The organism is Shewanella sp. A32 (genome assembly GCF_029167175.1).
GTDB lineage: Bacteria > Pseudomonadota > Gammaproteobacteria > Enterobacterales > Shewanellaceae > Shewanella > Shewanella yunxiaonensis.
The window spans coordinates 220,096-236,221 of the sequence record NZ_JARFTS010000003.1; the positions used below are offsets into that span (position 1 = coordinate 220,096).

13 protein-coding genes are annotated in these 16,126 nt (G+C 46.6%); 8 read left to right on the forward strand and 5 right to left on the reverse strand.

Annotated features, from left to right (window positions below; genetic code table 11):
• Window positions 1-341: 341 nt before the first annotated feature.
• Window positions 342-3,119: a DNA polymerase I gene (polA, locus tag PY479_RS04315; RefSeq protein WP_275482991.1), complete on the forward strand. Its 2,778-nt coding sequence runs from the start codon at window positions 342-344 to the stop codon at window positions 3,117-3,119.
• 583 nt (window positions 3,120-3,702) lie between these two features.
• Here the strand turns inward: polA and yihA are convergent.
• On the reverse strand, window positions 3,703-4,362 hold the full coding sequence (gene yihA, locus PY479_RS04320; protein ID WP_212594901.1) for a ribosome biogenesis GTP-binding protein YihA/YsxC: 660 nt from the start codon (window positions 4,360-4,362) through the stop codon (window positions 3,703-3,705).
• Between the two features lie 224 nt (window positions 4,363-4,586).
• Between yihA and PY479_RS04325 the strand changes: the two genes are divergently transcribed.
• The 5 genes from PY479_RS04325 to hemN all read left to right on the forward strand — a co-directional run bounded on the left by PY479_RS04325 (window position 4,587) and on the right by hemN (window position 8,909).
• Entirely contained in the window at window positions 4,587-5,135 is a 549-nt protein-coding gene (locus PY479_RS04325) for a c-type cytochrome (protein WP_275482992.1), read from the forward strand.
• Window positions 5,136-5,584: 449 nt separating this feature from the next.
• Window positions 5,585-6,223: a methyltransferase domain-containing protein gene (locus tag PY479_RS04330; RefSeq protein WP_343377247.1), complete on the forward strand. Its 639-nt coding sequence runs from the start codon at window positions 5,585-5,587 to the stop codon at window positions 6,221-6,223.
• 89 nt (window positions 6,224-6,312) lie between these two features.
• Window positions 6,313-6,834, forward strand: coding sequence for a Der GTPase-activating protein YihI (gene yihI, locus PY479_RS04335; RefSeq protein WP_275482994.1), 522 nt, complete (start codon window positions 6,313-6,315; stop codon window positions 6,832-6,834).
• A 12-nt stretch (window positions 6,835-6,846) separates the two neighbouring features.
• On the forward strand, window positions 6,847-7,311 hold the full coding sequence (locus PY479_RS04340) for a DUF2489 domain-containing protein (protein ID WP_275482995.1): 465 nt from the start codon (window positions 6,847-6,849) through the stop codon (window positions 7,309-7,311).
• Between the two features lie 221 nt (window positions 7,312-7,532).
• Window positions 7,533-8,909, forward strand: a complete 1,377-nt coding sequence (gene hemN / locus PY479_RS04345) for an oxygen-independent coproporphyrinogen III oxidase (RefSeq protein ID WP_212594906.1) — start codon at window positions 7,533-7,535, stop codon at window positions 8,907-8,909.
• Window positions 8,910-8,935: 26 nt separating this feature from the next.
• Here hemN and add read toward each other — a convergent pair whose 3' ends face one another.
• Window positions 8,936-9,943 carry an adenosine deaminase gene (add, locus tag PY479_RS04350; protein ID WP_275482996.1) on the reverse strand — a complete coding sequence of 336 codons (1,008 nt, stop codon included), beginning with the start codon at window positions 9,941-9,943 and terminating at the stop codon, window positions 8,936-8,938.
• Window positions 9,944-10,103: 160 nt separating this feature from the next.
• Here add and PY479_RS04355 point away from each other — a divergent pair, with 160 nt between their 5' ends.
• Window positions 10,104-11,069, forward strand: coding sequence for an alpha/beta fold hydrolase (locus PY479_RS04355; RefSeq protein ID WP_275482997.1), 966 nt, complete (start codon window positions 10,104-10,106; stop codon window positions 11,067-11,069).
• Here the strand turns inward: PY479_RS04355 and PY479_RS04360 are convergent.
• Entirely contained in the window at window positions 11,004-12,011 is a 1,008-nt protein-coding gene (locus tag PY479_RS04360) for an EAL domain-containing protein (protein WP_275482998.1), read from the reverse strand. The genes PY479_RS04355 and PY479_RS04360 overlap by 66 nt on opposite strands.
• A gap of 59 nt (window positions 12,012-12,070) precedes the next feature.
• Between PY479_RS04360 and PY479_RS04365 the strand changes: the two genes are divergently transcribed.
• Window positions 12,071-13,099 carry an IS110 family transposase gene (locus PY479_RS04365; protein ID WP_275482999.1) on the forward strand — a complete coding sequence of 343 codons (1,029 nt, stop codon included), beginning with the start codon at window positions 12,071-12,073 and terminating at the stop codon, window positions 13,097-13,099.
• A 223-nt stretch (window positions 13,100-13,322) separates the two neighbouring features.
• On the opposite strand, the gene PY479_RS04370 is transcribed toward PY479_RS04365, so the two are convergent.
• Together PY479_RS04370 and PY479_RS04375 are read right to left on the reverse strand one after the other, a co-directional pair.
• A protein-coding gene (locus PY479_RS04370; protein WP_275483000.1) for an IS3 family transposase occupies window positions 13,323-14,521 on the reverse strand; the annotation gives its coding sequence in 2 pieces (ribosomal slippage) (window positions 13,323-14,251 and window positions 14,251-14,521; 1,200 coding nt in all).
• A 305-nt stretch (window positions 14,522-14,826) separates the two neighbouring features.
• Window positions 14,827-15,861 (reverse strand): IS110 family transposase, encoded by a 1,035-nt coding sequence (locus PY479_RS04375; RefSeq protein ID WP_275483007.1) that lies wholly within the window; start codon window positions 15,859-15,861, stop codon window positions 14,827-14,829.
• Window positions 15,862-16,126 lie beyond the last annotated feature (265 nt).

Genomic DNA, 16,126 nt, shown 5'->3' on the forward strand with positions numbered 1-16,126 from the left:
ATACAGATGTTGATCCGCTCAAAAATCATGCTAATTTATTTCTTCTATTCCAGCGAGTACAGACAACCGTCCGTCTCCGTCGTAAATCTGGAAAGGGAATTTTAGAAATCCACAACCGGGAAGATTTACACAAAACAGAATCCAGTTCACAACAATTAAAAATAACATTAAAAATCATAATATTAGATAACGAGATCTGTTCACTCCAAATCTTGCAGTTATTTTGTCAACTTTTTAACTCACAGACTTATCCACAGGATGCGAGTCAATTTGTCGTGGCTGAAAATCCGCTGTTGTGGCATGCTAAAAAGCCTTTTCAATGCAGACAATACTAAGCCACTATGCCAAAAATTGCTGAAAATCCCTTGATCCTTGTGGATGGATCTTCTTATCTCTATCGAGCCTATTATGCACCTCCACATCTGACCAATTCTAAGGGTGAAGCCACCGGTGCCGTCTATGGCGTGGTCAATATGTTGCGTAGTCTGCTCAGTAAATTCCAACCGCAGCAAATGGCAGTAGTGTTTGATGCCAAAGGACCGACATTCCGCAATGCAATGTATGAACAGTACAAAGCTCATCGTCCACCGATGCCGGATGATCTTCGCAGTCAGATTGCACCGCTGCACCAGATTATTAAAGCCTTAGGTTTGCCGCTGATATGTGAATCAGGAGTCGAAGCCGATGATGTAATTGGGACATTGGCATTAAGAGCGAGTAAAGCTGGACGCGCCATTCTGATCAGTACAGGCGACAAGGATATGGCGCAGCTGGTCGATGACAATATTACTCTTATCAACACCATGACCGACACCATTATGGGCCCCGCCGAAGTCTGCGAAAAATTTGGCGTGGGCCCAGACAAGATTATCGATTTGCTGGCCTTGATGGGTGACAAAGCCGATAACATTCCGGGATTACCTGGTGTGGGAGAAAAAACCGCCCTGGCAATGCTGCAAGGAGCCGGCAGCGTGTCACACCTCCTGGCAGAACCTGAGTGTGTCACTACCATGGCGTTTCGTGGTGCCAAGTCCATGGCCGCCAAAATCAGTGAAAACGCGGCGATATTGGAGCTATCCTATCAACTGGCCACCATCAAAACTGACTGTGAATTAGAGCTGGACTGGCAGCAACTGAACATTGAAGCACCCGACCGCGATGCACTGATAAAACTCTACGGAGAAATGGAATTCAAACGTTGGCTGGGGGAAGTCCTGGAAAATCGTTTGCCACATCCACAGCGAGAGCTCACCAGTATCGGTGCGGCTGCCACTGTTGCGCCACAGGCACCAGAACCCGTAGAGATTGAAGCCAACTACGAAACGATTCTCACAGAAGCCGCATTGGCTCGCTGGTTGGAAAAGCTCACGCAGGCCCCTTTGATGGCCATAGACACCGAAACCACCAGTCTTAATTACATGGATGCCGAGCTAGTCGGTCTTTCTTTTGCCGTCAATGCCGGGGAAGCAGCTTATCTGCCAGTTGCCCACGATTATGACGGGGCACCAACACAGCTCACCAAAGATTATGTGTTATCCCAATTAAAGCCGTTGCTGGAAAATCCTCAAATCCGCAAAGTCGGTCAGAATCTCAAATATGACATGAGCATTCTGGCCAATGCCGGTATCAAGCTGCAAGGCATTCAGTTTGATACCATGCTGGAATCCTACGTGTTCAATTCTGTCGCTTCCCGTCACGATATGGATGGCCTGGCACTGAAATATCTCGGCTATAAGTGTATCAGTTTTGAAGATATCGCCGGTAAGGGCGCTAAACAGCTGACATTTAATCAGATTCCATTAGATATTGCCGCGCCTTACGCTGCCGAAGACGCAGATATTACGCTGCGACTGCACCAGCATTTGTGGCCGAGACTGGAGAAAGAGCAAGGTCTGCCGCAAGTATTCAACGAACTCGAACTGCCGTTGATCCCAGTGTTGTCACAAATCGAACGTAACGGCGTACTGATCGATACCATGCTGCTGTCACAACAAAGTGATGAACTCGCCCGCAAAATCGATCAATTAGAACTGAAGGCGTATGAGATTGCCGGTGAGCAATTTAACCTAGGTTCCCCCAAGCAGCTACAAGAGTTATTTTTTGAAAAACTGGGCTACCCGGTCATCAAAAAAACGCCTAAAGGAGCGCCTTCGACTGCGGAAGAAGTGTTGGTGGAACTCGCGCTTGACTATCCGCTCCCCAAAATTATTCTGGAACATCGCAGCCTGACCAAACTGAAGAGTACTTATACTGATAAATTACCGTTAATGGTGAATGGCAAAACCGGCAGAGTACACACCAGTTACCATCAGGCTAATGCCGCTACCGGTCGCTTGTCATCGAGTGATCCTAACTTGCAGAATATTCCGGTGCGAACCGAAGAAGGCCGCAAGATCCGTCAGGCGTTTATTGCGCCGACTGGCCGCAAAATCCTCGCTGCCGACTACTCACAAATTGAACTGCGGATCATGGCACATCTGTCAGAGGATGCAGGGCTGCTGAAAGCCTTTGCCGAAGGCAAAGATATTCATCGGGCCACAGCCGCAGAAGTATTTGATGTTGCCTTTGAAACCGTCACATCCGAACAACGACGCCGTGCCAAGGCTGTGAATTTTGGTCTGATTTACGGCATGTCGGCCTTTGGTCTATCTCGGCAACTGGATATTCCGCGCAATGAAGCCCAAAGCTATATCGATATTTACTTTAAGCGCTATCCAGGGGTGCTGAAATATATGGAACAAACCCGAGCACTGGCAGCTGAGCAAGGTTATGTCTCCACCCTGTTTGGCCGTCGATTGTACCTGCCAGAGATTCGTGATCGTAACGCCATGCGACGCCAGGCGGCAGAACGGGCCGCGATCAACGCACCGATGCAGGGCACGGCCGCCGATATTATCAAGAAAGCGATGATCAGCATTGCTGAGTGGATTGAACGGGAAGCCAGTGACGATATCACCATGATCATGCAAGTTCACGATGAACTGGTCTTTGAAGTAGATGAAACAAAAGCCGAAACACTCAAACTTAAGGTGTGTGAACTGATGGCGGCAGCGGCAGATTTGCACGTACCACTGCTTGCTGAAGCAGGTATTGGTGATAGCTGGGAACAGGCCCATTGATTGTTTGAGTGGAGCGTCTTCTCTACTATCTGCTACCGAAAAAGCTGCCATCAGGCAGCTTTTTTATCTTTTTTGCCACAATATAGTGCATAACTTTATGTTAATTAGACATAAAATTCAGCTCGAATCAGTCTTACAACGCGTAACAATTAAAGCTATTTTGTTTTAAAACAATAAGATATAACAAAACAAGCAAATCAATGCACCATATGTGATCAATCAAGCAATATTTATACGTTTTTAAAAAAACTGTTTTCAAATTTACGTCTAATAAGATAGTATTCAGCGCGTAGGGTACAGAGGTTAAGATGTTCTATCTTTCAGACCTTTATTTCACATTTAAGTGATGCCAAATCTGGCGCCCCGGCAAGCGATTGCCGGGGCCATTTTTTTATGGATAAATTAGAGTAATTACTTTAATTTGAAGCTATTCTGCGCTATTCTGCAAAACGTCGCCATCAGACCCCAAATTTGATGGGACTTGAGTCTTGTTGAAAATTTAGCTTCTCCCCAAAAGAGCTAAAGGTATTGAGCCGAAGATCCTGATGATCCTCGGCTTTTTTTTGAGGTAAATACTGAGGGGTTATTCAGTCGGTTGCGCAGCAGCAATGCCATCCACCAGCCATTGCGGATGACACCAATTATCAAGAATAGACAAGACTTTCTCTTTGCCAGTGCCTTTCAAAGCAGAGAAAGGCTCAACAATCACTTCGCCCTTCAACTCCTCTAATGCTTTGCGCACGTCATTAACGGTTTTCATACGCGCACTCTGCGTTAACTTATCTGCCTTAGTCAGCAACACTAAAACTGGCAGTTCACTGGCAACTGACCACTCGACCATTTGTCGATCCAGGTCTTTTAGCGGATGGCGAATATCCATCAACACCACCACACCACCAAGACATTCTCGGTGCTGCAGGTATTCAGCTAATGCTTGCTGCCATTTTATCTTCATCGCCTGAGGTACCTGAGCAAAACCATAACCAGGTAAGTCGACCAGGCGACGCCATTCGTCTACAGCAAACACGTTAATTAACTGCGTTCTACCAGGTGTTTTACTGGTTCTGGCCAGACTTTTTTGCTCAGTCAATGCATTTAACGCGCTGGATTTCCCGGCATTAGAACGTCCGGCAAAGGCAATCTCAATACCTGATACTTCCGCCAGATGTTGCTCTAAATGGGCAATATCCGGCGCACTGATCAGAAAGCGCGTTTTGTGAAAATTGATACGGGTAGTCGTCAATTGGCAACTCCATAAACATTGATTAAAGTTACCGCAACAACTGCATGTGCTGTGCGATAATCAGATTTGTGTAAAATAACCCCTTAGTTGTGTCATATTACCATGTCAACGGCTAACTGCCGTCAATCTGTGGTAACTAACTTTTGGTTATTATGAAAATACATCCTAGCTTTTATGCGTCAGTTTTAATGGTAGCCTCCATTTCATCAGCTACAGCGGCATCCATGCCAGCCAAAGCCGCAATTTGTGCTAGCTGTCATGGTGCCGAGGGTAACAGTACTATCAGTGAATACCCATCCCTGGCAGGTCAACGAGCCTTATATCTAAAACGGCAATTGCAAGCATTTCGAGCGGCAGCAACCAATGATCATCAAACCGGGCGTCAAAACCCAGTAATGAGTGCTATGGCCGCAACACTGTCTGACGCCGAAATTAATGAGCTATCTGAATATTACGCGCGCCAGGAGCCGAGTGCGGTATCTGCGGTGATTAAGGTAAATCGCGAAGGTAAAAAGCTTTTTCTAGGGGGCGACCTCTCGCGTGATATTGCGGCTTGCGCTGCTTGCCATGGTGCTGATGGGAAAGGTATGGCGGCTGCGGGATTTCCAGCTATCGCCGGGCAACACCAAGACTACCTGAGTGCACAGTTACAAGCCTTTCGCAGCGGTAAACGCAAAGACGACTACCAAGGCATGATGCAGGATACTTGCAGTAAGCTCACCGATGACGACATTCAAGCGCTTGCCCAATATATGGCGCAACTGCCGCATTAATGATCTGAACAACAAACACCATAATTGACGTTTACGTAAACATAAACAGCTTGACAGGGATCACGTATTTGTCTTTAATGTGCAGCGAATACAAACACTCAGACCGATAACCTAAAAAAATAATCAATATTGGCGCGAGGTTAGTTCTGTATTTTCGACATGGATGGTCGGCTTGGCGTTATGGATTGACGATTTTGTTGATGTGCCCGCAATCACACATCAGCAAAGATGAGTGCGGCGACCGCCTCACCCCCAGAAAGGTCTTTGACCACCAACAATGACACGCAGGAAGCGGCATAAAAAGCAGGGAATTTGACCGGGAGAGTCGTTTGATGCAGCAAGGATGGCTGATCAATGAATCAGGTGTTGGACACCATTATTGAGCGGCAGGCATACTGCCGCTTTTTTATGGCATAATCTCAACATCTTATCTTCAGCGTACTTATCTGATGCAGCACTGCCCACTTTGCCGTCATGACAATATCATTCCGGTCTTTGAGGATCGCCGCCGTCACTTTTTTTTGTGTCAGACTTGTGCCCTGGTGTTTGCTAATCCGAGTAGTTACTTGTTACCAAATGCCGAAAAACAGCGCTATGGCAGCTCGCGCCACGAGAGTAAACAGAAGCAGCTGGCGCATTTTATTGAAACCTTATTACTACAACTGCAATCTCTGCAATCAAATAGCTTAGAAGGGTTGAATTTTGGTCGAGTATTAGCCCCGCAACTGCTTCAACCATTGGCGCTGGCCGGGCATCGGTTACACCAATATGACCCTTTTTTCGCACCTGAACATCAGTTGTTACATCAGCAATATGACTTTATCAGTTGCTATCGCGTATTTGAGCATTTTCACCTGCCTGCCAAAGAATGGCAGATAATAGTACAGGCGTTAAAGCCCGGCGGCTGGCTGGCGATCTCCACACCGCTTTTGCAGTCAGTAGCTGTATTTTCCAAATGGCATTACAAAAACAACCCGACACACGTCAGCTTTTATCAGCCGCAAACATTTGCATATTTGGCCAAGCATAGCTGTCTGCAATTAATATTTGCACAAGGGGACTTTGTTCTGATGCAAAAAGCATCATAATTTGCTATAACACGCGCCCCGGTGACACATGACTAACCGCGTCAATGTGCATCCCGGCTAAAAGCATTAAGTTTACCGTCGAGAACGATATGACCCGAATGAAGAAATCGCGTAAGGCCGGCGACGCCGCCCCAAAACATGCTCCCAGAACCAAAAAGTCCGAGCGTGTACTTGCGCGTAAGAAACAGGATTCCGGTAACAAAGCCGGTAGCCGTCAAAATCCAGCAGGCAGTGCCAGCGCCGGAGGCTCAAAAACAGCTAAAGATCCCCGCATTGGCAGTAAAAAGCCGGTAGCTCTTGGCCAAATAGCGTCAGAGTCTGCTCAGTCTAAAGCTGCCAAGGTGAAATTAACCGATGAGCAAAAACTGCTGCAACTGGAAGAAGATCCACGATTGAATCAACTGCTGGACATGTTGGAAGAAGGTCGAGATCTGTCTGCCGAGGATCAGCTGTGGCTGGACAAACAACTGGCAAAAATCGAAACCTTGATGCAGAAATTGGGCATTGAAGATCTGGATGAACCAGTCACTGACCACAGTGACAGCGATGATGCGCTACTGGAAAAATTTGACGCTGGGCTGGAACAACTACAACAGTATCAGAAAGAGTAAGCGGGAGCCGTTTTGGAGATAACGCTGATAGTCATCGGCATGTTGATTGTCGCCGGTTTGAGTATGTACGCCACCATGTTATTGCTGCGCCTGAAAAAGCAGACCGCCGCCAATAAAGCCGCGTTACATGCACAGCAACAGGCGTTGGAACAAAAGCGGCAAGAGCTGCTGGGCGATATTCGTTATATTGCCGCCGCAATGACAGAAGATCGTTGTGAAATCTCTGAGGGCGTTTATCGCATAGCGAAACTGTTCGAATTGCTTTCGCTAACGGCGCGAGTAGAGGGTGAGTTTCCAGCTTTATATCAGCACTTTGCAGTGATAAAAAGCCATCCGATTCGAGATGCCAGAGCGCAGTTACAAAAACAGGAGCGCATGCGCCTAGACTTACAACGGCTGAAATCAGAAGCCGCATTACAGGACTCCATCCTGCTGGAGGCGAAGCGGCTGGCACAATTTGAACCCGTGACGCATTGATAGCGCCAAGCCAATAATATTGATAAAGTTTCCAAAGCCGTCATGGCGCGGCGTGAGTCGGTGCACAAAACCTAGAAAAGGCGGCAGACATGGCCGTCTTTTTCATGGATATTCGCTACTTTCCTGTTGGCTGATTGTTTTTTTTCAACCTTGATCAAGGTTATTAGACCAATAAAGCCGCATACTTCGTCCATTGCTAAATTACTGTCGGAGGACTCGCCTTGAAGCAGCCCACACACATCAGTTGGGATCAGTCGATGATCGAGAAGTACAACTACAGCGGCCCACGTTACACTTCTTATCCCACTGCGCTGGAGTTTGATGAATCATTCACTGAAGGCGATTTACTGTCGGCGATTGCCAACAGCAAAGGTGAACATCTGTCGCTGTATGTGCACGTCCCATTCTGCGCCAAACTTTGCTACTACTGTGGTTGTAACAAGATAGTGACGCGTCATCAGCACAAGGCTGATCAGTATATTGAGTACTTGGAAAAAGAGATCATTACTCGTGCGCCACTGTTCAAGCACTACAAAGTCACCCAAATGCATTGGGGTGGCGGCACCCCGACTTTCCTGTCACCAGAGCAAATTCTGCGTCTGACTTCACTGCTGAAAGCTAACTTTGATTTTGCCGATGAAGGTGAGTTTTCGATCGAAGTAGATCCACGTGAAATTGAACTATCAATGTTGGATACACTGAAAGAAGCGGGATTTAACCGTATCTCTATCGGGGTGCAAGACTTCAATAAAGACGTGCAGGTAGCAGTTAACCGAGAGCAGGACGAGCAGTTTATCTTTGACCTGATCAATAAGGCCAAAGCCATGGGCTTTGTTTCTACTAACGTGGATCTGATCTACGGCTTGCCCTATCAAACACCAGAAACGTTCGCCCAGACCATTAGCAAAATTCTGGAGCTTTCGCCTGATCGTTTGTCTGTGTTCAACTATGCGCATCTGCCTGCGCGTTTTGCCGCGCAACGAAAAATCAAAGAAGAGAATCTGCCGACACCGCAACAGAAGTTGGAAATTCTGCAGTACACCATCGAGACATTAACTGGTGCAGGTTACCAGTACATCGGGATGGATCATTTTGCCAAACCAGACGATGAGTTAGCAAAATTGCAGCGTGAAGGTCGCCTGCACCGTAACTTCCAGGGTTACACTACCCAACCGGAATGCGATTTGTTAGGTCTTGGGGTATCGTCAATCAGCCAGATTGGCGATTGCTATGCGCAGAACCAAAAAGATATCCACCCTTACTACGAAGCCATTGAAGCTACTGGCCATGCCTTGTGGAAAGGTTGCAAACTGAACCACGATGACGAAATCCGCCGCGCGGTGATCAAACAGCTTATCTGCCATTTCGAACTGGATATGGCAAAGATGGAACAACAGCTGGGTATTCAGTTTGAAGAGTACTTTGCCGAAGACCTGAAGCTGTTACAGACCTTTATCGACGATAAACTGGTGACAGTCGAAGATCGTAAAATTGAGGTAAGCCCTACTGGCCGCCTGTTGATCCGTAACATCTGTATCTGCTTTGACGTATATTTCCGTGAAAAAGCACGTCAGCAGCAGTTCTCTCGGGTAATTTAACCCCCCGTTATTGCAAAAGCCGGCAATTAGCCGGCTTTTGTTTTTTTACTTTCATATAACGCGCGACGTTCGCTATCAGACAAGAATGCCATCTCGATGCCATTCAGCTGAATCTGTCGTAACTGCTCAGGACTCAAGCCTATTGCCGTACTGGCAACTTGGTATTCGTGCTGAATATCGATGCCACTTACCCCCGGATCATCAGTATTCAGTCCCACACAGATCCCTGACTCAATAAATGCACGTATTGGATGTCCAGCATAAGATGCCACTGTCGATGTCTGCAAATTGCTCGTAGGGCACGACTCGATACCGATTCGATTCTCAGCAAGATATGCCATTAGCGTGGGATCTGAAACTGCCTTGACACCATGACCGATGCGTTTGGCACCAAGCTCCTTAATCGCCTGCCAGATGCTTTCCGGGCCAGCCGCTTCGCCTGCATGCACGGTAATCTGTAATCCGGCATCCCGAACTCGCTTAAAATGCCCAGTAAACAGTTCCCCAGGAAATCCTAACTCATCGCCAGCCAAATCAATGGCCACTATGCCATCAGCACAGGCAAGTAATGCATTTAACTCCTGCAAACAACAAGCCTCACCATAAGAGCGCGACATAATCCCAATCAGCTTAATCGCCACTGGATACTGTTTTATCCCGTCACGAATACCATCAAGCACGGCCTCGACCACCCCCTGCAGTGGTAATCCATGTGATTGTGCCATGTAATAAGGGCTGAAGCGTAACTCGGCGTAATCCAGTCCTGAAGCGGCGATATCCGCCACGTTTTCAAACGCGACACGCTTAACCGCATCCAAGTCGGCCAAGACCGCCACCATCCAATCCAGTTTGCTGAGAAAGGCCAGCAGATTTGCTTCCGTTCCCTGTACCTGAACAACTGACCTTAAGGCTGCCGCAGAGGTTACGGGTAAACGAATGCTATGCTGCTGGGCTAATTGCCAGATAGTTTCGATGCGGATATTGCCGTCAAGATGGCGGTGTAAATCCACCAAGGGAATGGAATAGTCAATCATATGCACAGCCTTATTGTTATGAGTATAGGTAAAGTGCAGCCTATTCTAGCATGCAGTAGTGCCAGCCAGTAAAACCTCAAACAGCAGATATCCCGAATCACATCAGCTCTGATAAACTAAAGCTGAAAAACTGTTCTAATTCAGGGAAGTTTGCAAGCGCATGAACCAGAACCATTTTACTGATAAACATGATTTACCCACGTTCTGGCAACAGGTGACTCAAGCGCGACTGCCGGTTGAAGACCATCTGTCACTTGCATACTGTTTTATCCGTCATCCACAATCGAACAAAGCCATAGTGGTCAGTAACGGCAGGGTGGAGAGCTATCTCAAATACCAGGAAACCCTTTATGATCTCTACCAACAAGGTTATAGCGTCTATGCCTTGGATCATATCGGCCAGGGACTTTCGAGCCGATTAACCGTGAATCCACACAAAGGTCATATCGACCGTTTCAGCCGTTATGTTGATCATCTAGGACTGTTCGTTGATAAGGTCGTAAAACCGGCAGCACATTCGCAGTTATTTCTGCTTGGACACTCGATGGGCAGTGCCATTGGCACGCTGTATCTCAAACATCACAGCGATGTATTTAATGCCGCCGTATTGTGCGCGCCGATGTTTGGCATAAAACTGCCCTTGCCACGCCGTTTTATTCTGTGGTTAGCCAAAATATTAAATAACTATACCCCCGGAAAAGAACCCAACTACATACCTGGGGGCCACAATTATCAGGCTATGAGCTTTGAGAAAAATCAACTGACACATTGCCGCAAACGTTATGCACAACTCGTACAGCTCTACCAGCAAGTTCCGCAAGTGCAACTAGGCTCACCAACCAATCAGTGGCTGATTGAAAGCTTGATTGCCAGTGAACAAGCCCGGCAGTTTGCGCAAACAAATACCGTTGTTCCGCTACTGATCTTACAAGCAGGAAATGATCACATTGTTGATAACTGTGCACAACAGCATGCCATAGGTCCAAGGACCCAGCTCCAACGAATCCCAGGCGCTCATCATGAGTTATTCTTAGAAGAAGACGCTTTTCGCGAGGTGGCGCTACAGTATCTGTTCAGCTTTTTTGAGCGCAATAGCGGTTGCGGGGATAACGGCACCAGCGCTTAAAAGTTCTACAAACTCGGCTTCTGCCACCGGTTTGCTCCAAAGATAGCCCTGAAAACGGTCGCATCCAGTATTGATTAAAAAATTTCTCTGGTTAAGTGTTTCAACGCCTTCAGCAACAACCTCTAACTCCAAGGCATGAGCCATGCTCACTATCGTCGTTATAATGGCATCATCTTTTGCACCACAACCTATCTGCTGTACAAACGATTGATCTATTTTGAGTTGTGCCAGAGGTAAATGCTGCAGGTAACTTAACGAAGAATAGCCAGTACCAAAATCATCAATGGCGATTGCGACACCTGCACGGCGTAACTCCTCAAATTTACTCTGAATAATAGATAATTCAGTCAGTAATAGATGTTCTGTCAATTCTAATTGCAGTTGAGTAGTTGGGACTTTTAACTGGCTAATGGTCTCTAAAAAACTAGAAACAAAATCAACCTGATTAAACTGCTTGGCACTGATATTAATCGAGATCCGAGGAACAGCATAACCGTGCTCGATTGCATCATTAATAAAACGACACACGTCTGTTATCACCCATTCTGACAATGTATTGATAAACCCATTACATTCTGCGTACGGTATAAACTCTGCTGGAGAGATATATCCATGCTCTGGGTGATACCAACGCAACAAGGCCTCGGCAGCAACTAACTTGCCATCGCCAGTGACGACAGGTTGATAATGAATAGCCAATTGATCCTGCTTAAGAGCGTTACGTAACTCGCTTTGCAGCAGCAGGTTTTTAGATGCGCGTTGCTCTAAATCAGGTGTATAAACGATATAGCTATCGCGGCTAATCTCTTTAGCAGTGAACATTGCCAATTCTGTGCGCCGTAGCAATTCGTCTGGAGATAGTTGTTCGCGGCTATCAATAACATAAATACCGACACTCCCCGAAAGATGCAGCTTGTAGTGATGTGATGGACGCCTCAGCACCTAAGCTTGCAGTACTATGCCAAGTTTGAAGCTGACAAATAGTTCAGGAGGTTTCCATCATGGATATTAAAGTTATTGGTATTGATTTAGCCAAAAATGTTTTTCAAGTTTGTGTTTGTCTTATGGATAACTCAATCATGAGCAACACAAAGGTTAACAGAAACAAGCTGCTAGATAAAATCAGACAACTCCCCGAGGGTAGCCTTATTGCTATGGAGGCCTGTGGGGCTGCGCATTATTGGGGAAGACAATTTCAAGCACTTGGTTATCAAGTGCATCTGATCCCTGCTCAACATGTTAAGCCATTCGTTGCAAATCAAAAGAATGATGCCAACGATGCCCTCGCTATATGTGAAGCTGCTTTCAGACCTAATATCCACATGGTTCCAGTTAAAACTGTTGAGCAACAAGACATTAAAGCATTACGTTGTGTACGTAGTCGCCTAGTTCAAAATAGAACTGCCATGGTAAATCAAATTCGAAGCCTAGCCAGCGAGTCTGGTGTGATCTTCTCTGTCGGCAGATTGCAACTACAAGCGTCACTTAGCCGTGTTTTAGCAGACAATGAGCATGAACTGTCTCATACGCTCCATCGCTTGTTAAAATTTTTGTATGAAGATTTATGTGTTTTAAATGAGAGAGTTAATCAAATCGAGAACGAAATTAAAGCGCTATGTCAAATCCAACCTCGCTATAATGCTTTGCTGTCGATCCCTGGATTTGGGCCATTAGTCACGGCAAGCTTTATGAGTGAATTAGGTTCGGGTCATCAATTTAAAAACGGTCGCCAATTATCTGCATGGTGTGGCTTAGTGCCATCACAAGCGAGTTCCGGTGGAAAAATTCGACTGGGGTCGATAACGAAAAATGGCAGCTCAGAACTACGTGTTTTGCTTATTCATGGTGCTAGAGCTGTTGGCCGATTTGCGAGCAAACGTGATGATAGACTGGGGCGATGGTTTAATGCGCTTGCGTTAAGGCAAGGTAGACACAAAGCCGTTGTAGCACTGGCCAATAAAATAGCGCGTATAGGCTGGATAATCCTCACGAGTAACGATGATTTCGATGTTAATAAAGCATTTGCGTAAGACGTTAAGTCTCACCTAAAAGTTTACATGCACTGATGAATAAACGGTCAACCGTACCTATTAGAACCTGACTTGACCAAGGCATTAAATGCCGATGTAGTGATAAGGTAATAGGTTTCGGATTTACATCATGGCGCAGGTAAAAAGCCTATTTAGACGCCGAATATATGGTAGTGAACCAATCATTCAAAAGTGTTGTAAAAGCTGATGCGTCCATATATGGTCAAGTCATTTTGGCCACATCGTTGTAGCTATTCCAGTAACGTTTCTCCGATTCATTTGGCGTTAAACCACCATTGTACGAATGCGGTCTCAGTCGACTGTAATAGCCATGAATATAATCACCAATCTTCTGCTTTGCTTCCGTAAAGCTCACGTAACCTGTAGTTGGAACCCATTCGGTTTTAAGGCTTCTGAAGAAGCGTTCCATTGGGCTATTGTCCCAACAATTTCCTCTGCGACTCATGCTTTGCGTTAAGCGGTAGCGCCAGATTAACTGACGGAATTTGCGGCTTGTATAGTGACATCCCTGGTCGCTATGGAACATCACGTTCTTTGGCTGTCCGCGATACTCGAACGCCATTGTCAGAGCTTGACTGGTCAGATTGCTGTCCGGTGAATAACTCATTGCCCAGCCGATTGGCTTGCGGGCAAACAGGTCGATTACCACCGCCAGATAAGCCCAGCGGTTGCCCGTCCAGATGAAACTGACATCACCACACCAGACCTGATCCGGCGCTGTAACGGCGAACTGCCTGTCGAGCAAGTTTGGAATAGCAACATGCTCCTGAGTAGCTTTCCTGTAAGTATGTTTTGGCAACTGACAGCTGAATAAACTCAGCGCTTTCATGAATTTGCCTGCACGGTATCGGCTAAGCGTAATGTCGTGAGTCTCATCGTTCGTGATAATGTCTGAGATGGTTCTGGCCCCGGCAGAACCCCCACTCAGTCGATACGCTTCACGTACTAAGCTACGCAGCCGGATAGCTTCCGGCGATGGTCGCTTATCGCGCTGTTGCCAGTATTTAAACGTGCTACGGTGGACATCCAGTACCGCACACAGATGATTAACCGAATAACGGCGCTTATTGCTCTGGCTCAGCTTCTCGATTAACGAGAGTGTTTCATGGAGTCCGACATCAACAGAGCAGAAGCCTTTTTTAAAATTTCCTTTTCTAATTCAAGGCGTTCAATTTGCTTCTTCAGTTCACGAATTTCGCGTTGCTCAGGCGTCATAGGTGAGGCCTGAGGCGTTTTCCCCGCACGCTCTTCTCGCAATTGTTTAACCCATTTGCCCAGAGTTGAATAACCAACTCCCATCGCTTCAGCCGCTTCTCTATTCGTATAACCCTGGTCAACGACCAGTTGTGCTGTTTCCAGTCTGAATTCAGGGTTGAAATTCGGGCCTTTATTCTTTGTCATTTTGTCACCTAACGTTGTTATGCTGCCATCATAGCAGCTCTAATTAGGTGGCCAAATTCACTATGCCATATATGGACGTCCCATGTTATGCAAGTAGGGATTTGATACGGTTTGCTGCCATATATCCGGCGTCATTACTGGGTTAAACAATCCGCGCCATGATGTCATCCGCACTCTGTTTCCTTATCACTACATCGGTATGTAACTACCTCGGCATAGTTCAGGCTATTACAGGGTCGGTTTACCGTTTTCTCATCAGTACCTGCAAACTCAGGAGGAATACTATTCCCTGGATATAGCAACAATTAACACATAGCAAAAGCCTTGTTGATGTTAAAAACTGTAGGTTCGGTCAGTAGCCGCCAGACAATGCGTGTCAGTTTATTAGCCAACGCAACTGTGGCTTTCATTTTTCCCCTTCGCTCAGCTAGGCGGTTCACCCATAGACCTAATACATCATCGCGCTTATGGGCCCAGTGCATAACAGAACGGGCGCCATGAATAATCAATGTTCTGAGGTCACGATTGCCGTTTTTAGTCATCGAGGAAAGGCAACTTTTTCCACCAGAACTACGTTGTCTTGGAACCAGACCACACCATGCAGATAATTGCCGGCCGTTAGTAAATTGCTCTGCATTGACTTCACTCAGAAAAGCAGCGGCAATAAGTGGGCCTATACCCGGTATTGTCATCAGCAGTTTATATTTGGGTTGTTGCTGGCACAGCGCGGCAAGGCAGTGTTCTGCGGAAAGAATACGCTCATTAAGTGAGTGTATGTTTTCTAGCAACGAGAACAGTAACTGGCGTAGAACGGGGGACATTAACAGCCCTGCATCCTCAATAATATTGGGCAGTCGCTGCTGTAAAATATGAATGCCAACGGGGATCTCAATCCCTTGTTCTGCCGCCAGTGAGCGGACCTGGTTTGCCAGTGCAGTCCGCTGCTCCACCATTAGCTGACGAGCGCTTCGAAGAGCTTTCATATCCTGCTGCTCAACCGTTTTGATAGCAACGAAATGAATACCCGGGCGAAGGGCGGTTTCACAAATTGCCAGCGCATCATTGGCATCGTTTTTTTGGTGGTGTGTGAACGCTTTTACGTGTTGAGTAGGGATGAGTCGAATGAGAAATCCCATTGACTGAAAAGTACGTCCCCAATAATGCGAAGTAGCACAGGCCTCCATCGCAATAATTGAACCGGTAGGAAACTGACGAACAGTATCCATCAATTTAGCGCGGGAGACCTTGCGGTTAAATGCAATGCTCCCATCACTCATCCAGACGCAAACCTGAAAAACAGATTTAGCCAAATCGATACCAATGACTTTTATAGAGTTCATGATGTAGTACCTCGGAAAAATAACACTCAGCATAAGTGTGGCAGAACTTGCGCTGAGGGAGGGACGTCCATCACATCACTACAGCTGTCTACCATCAACAGAAAAACCTTCTCCAAGGATACGACGGAGTTCTCCAGCCACGACCAGTGCATGGTCTCGGGCTGTTGCTAGAGACGCTCCAAGCTGTTTGTAGTTGCCCCCACCAAAACGGACAGCTTAACTCGCCACTTTAAGAGCTCGATACTCTCTAGGTGACATCATTTTC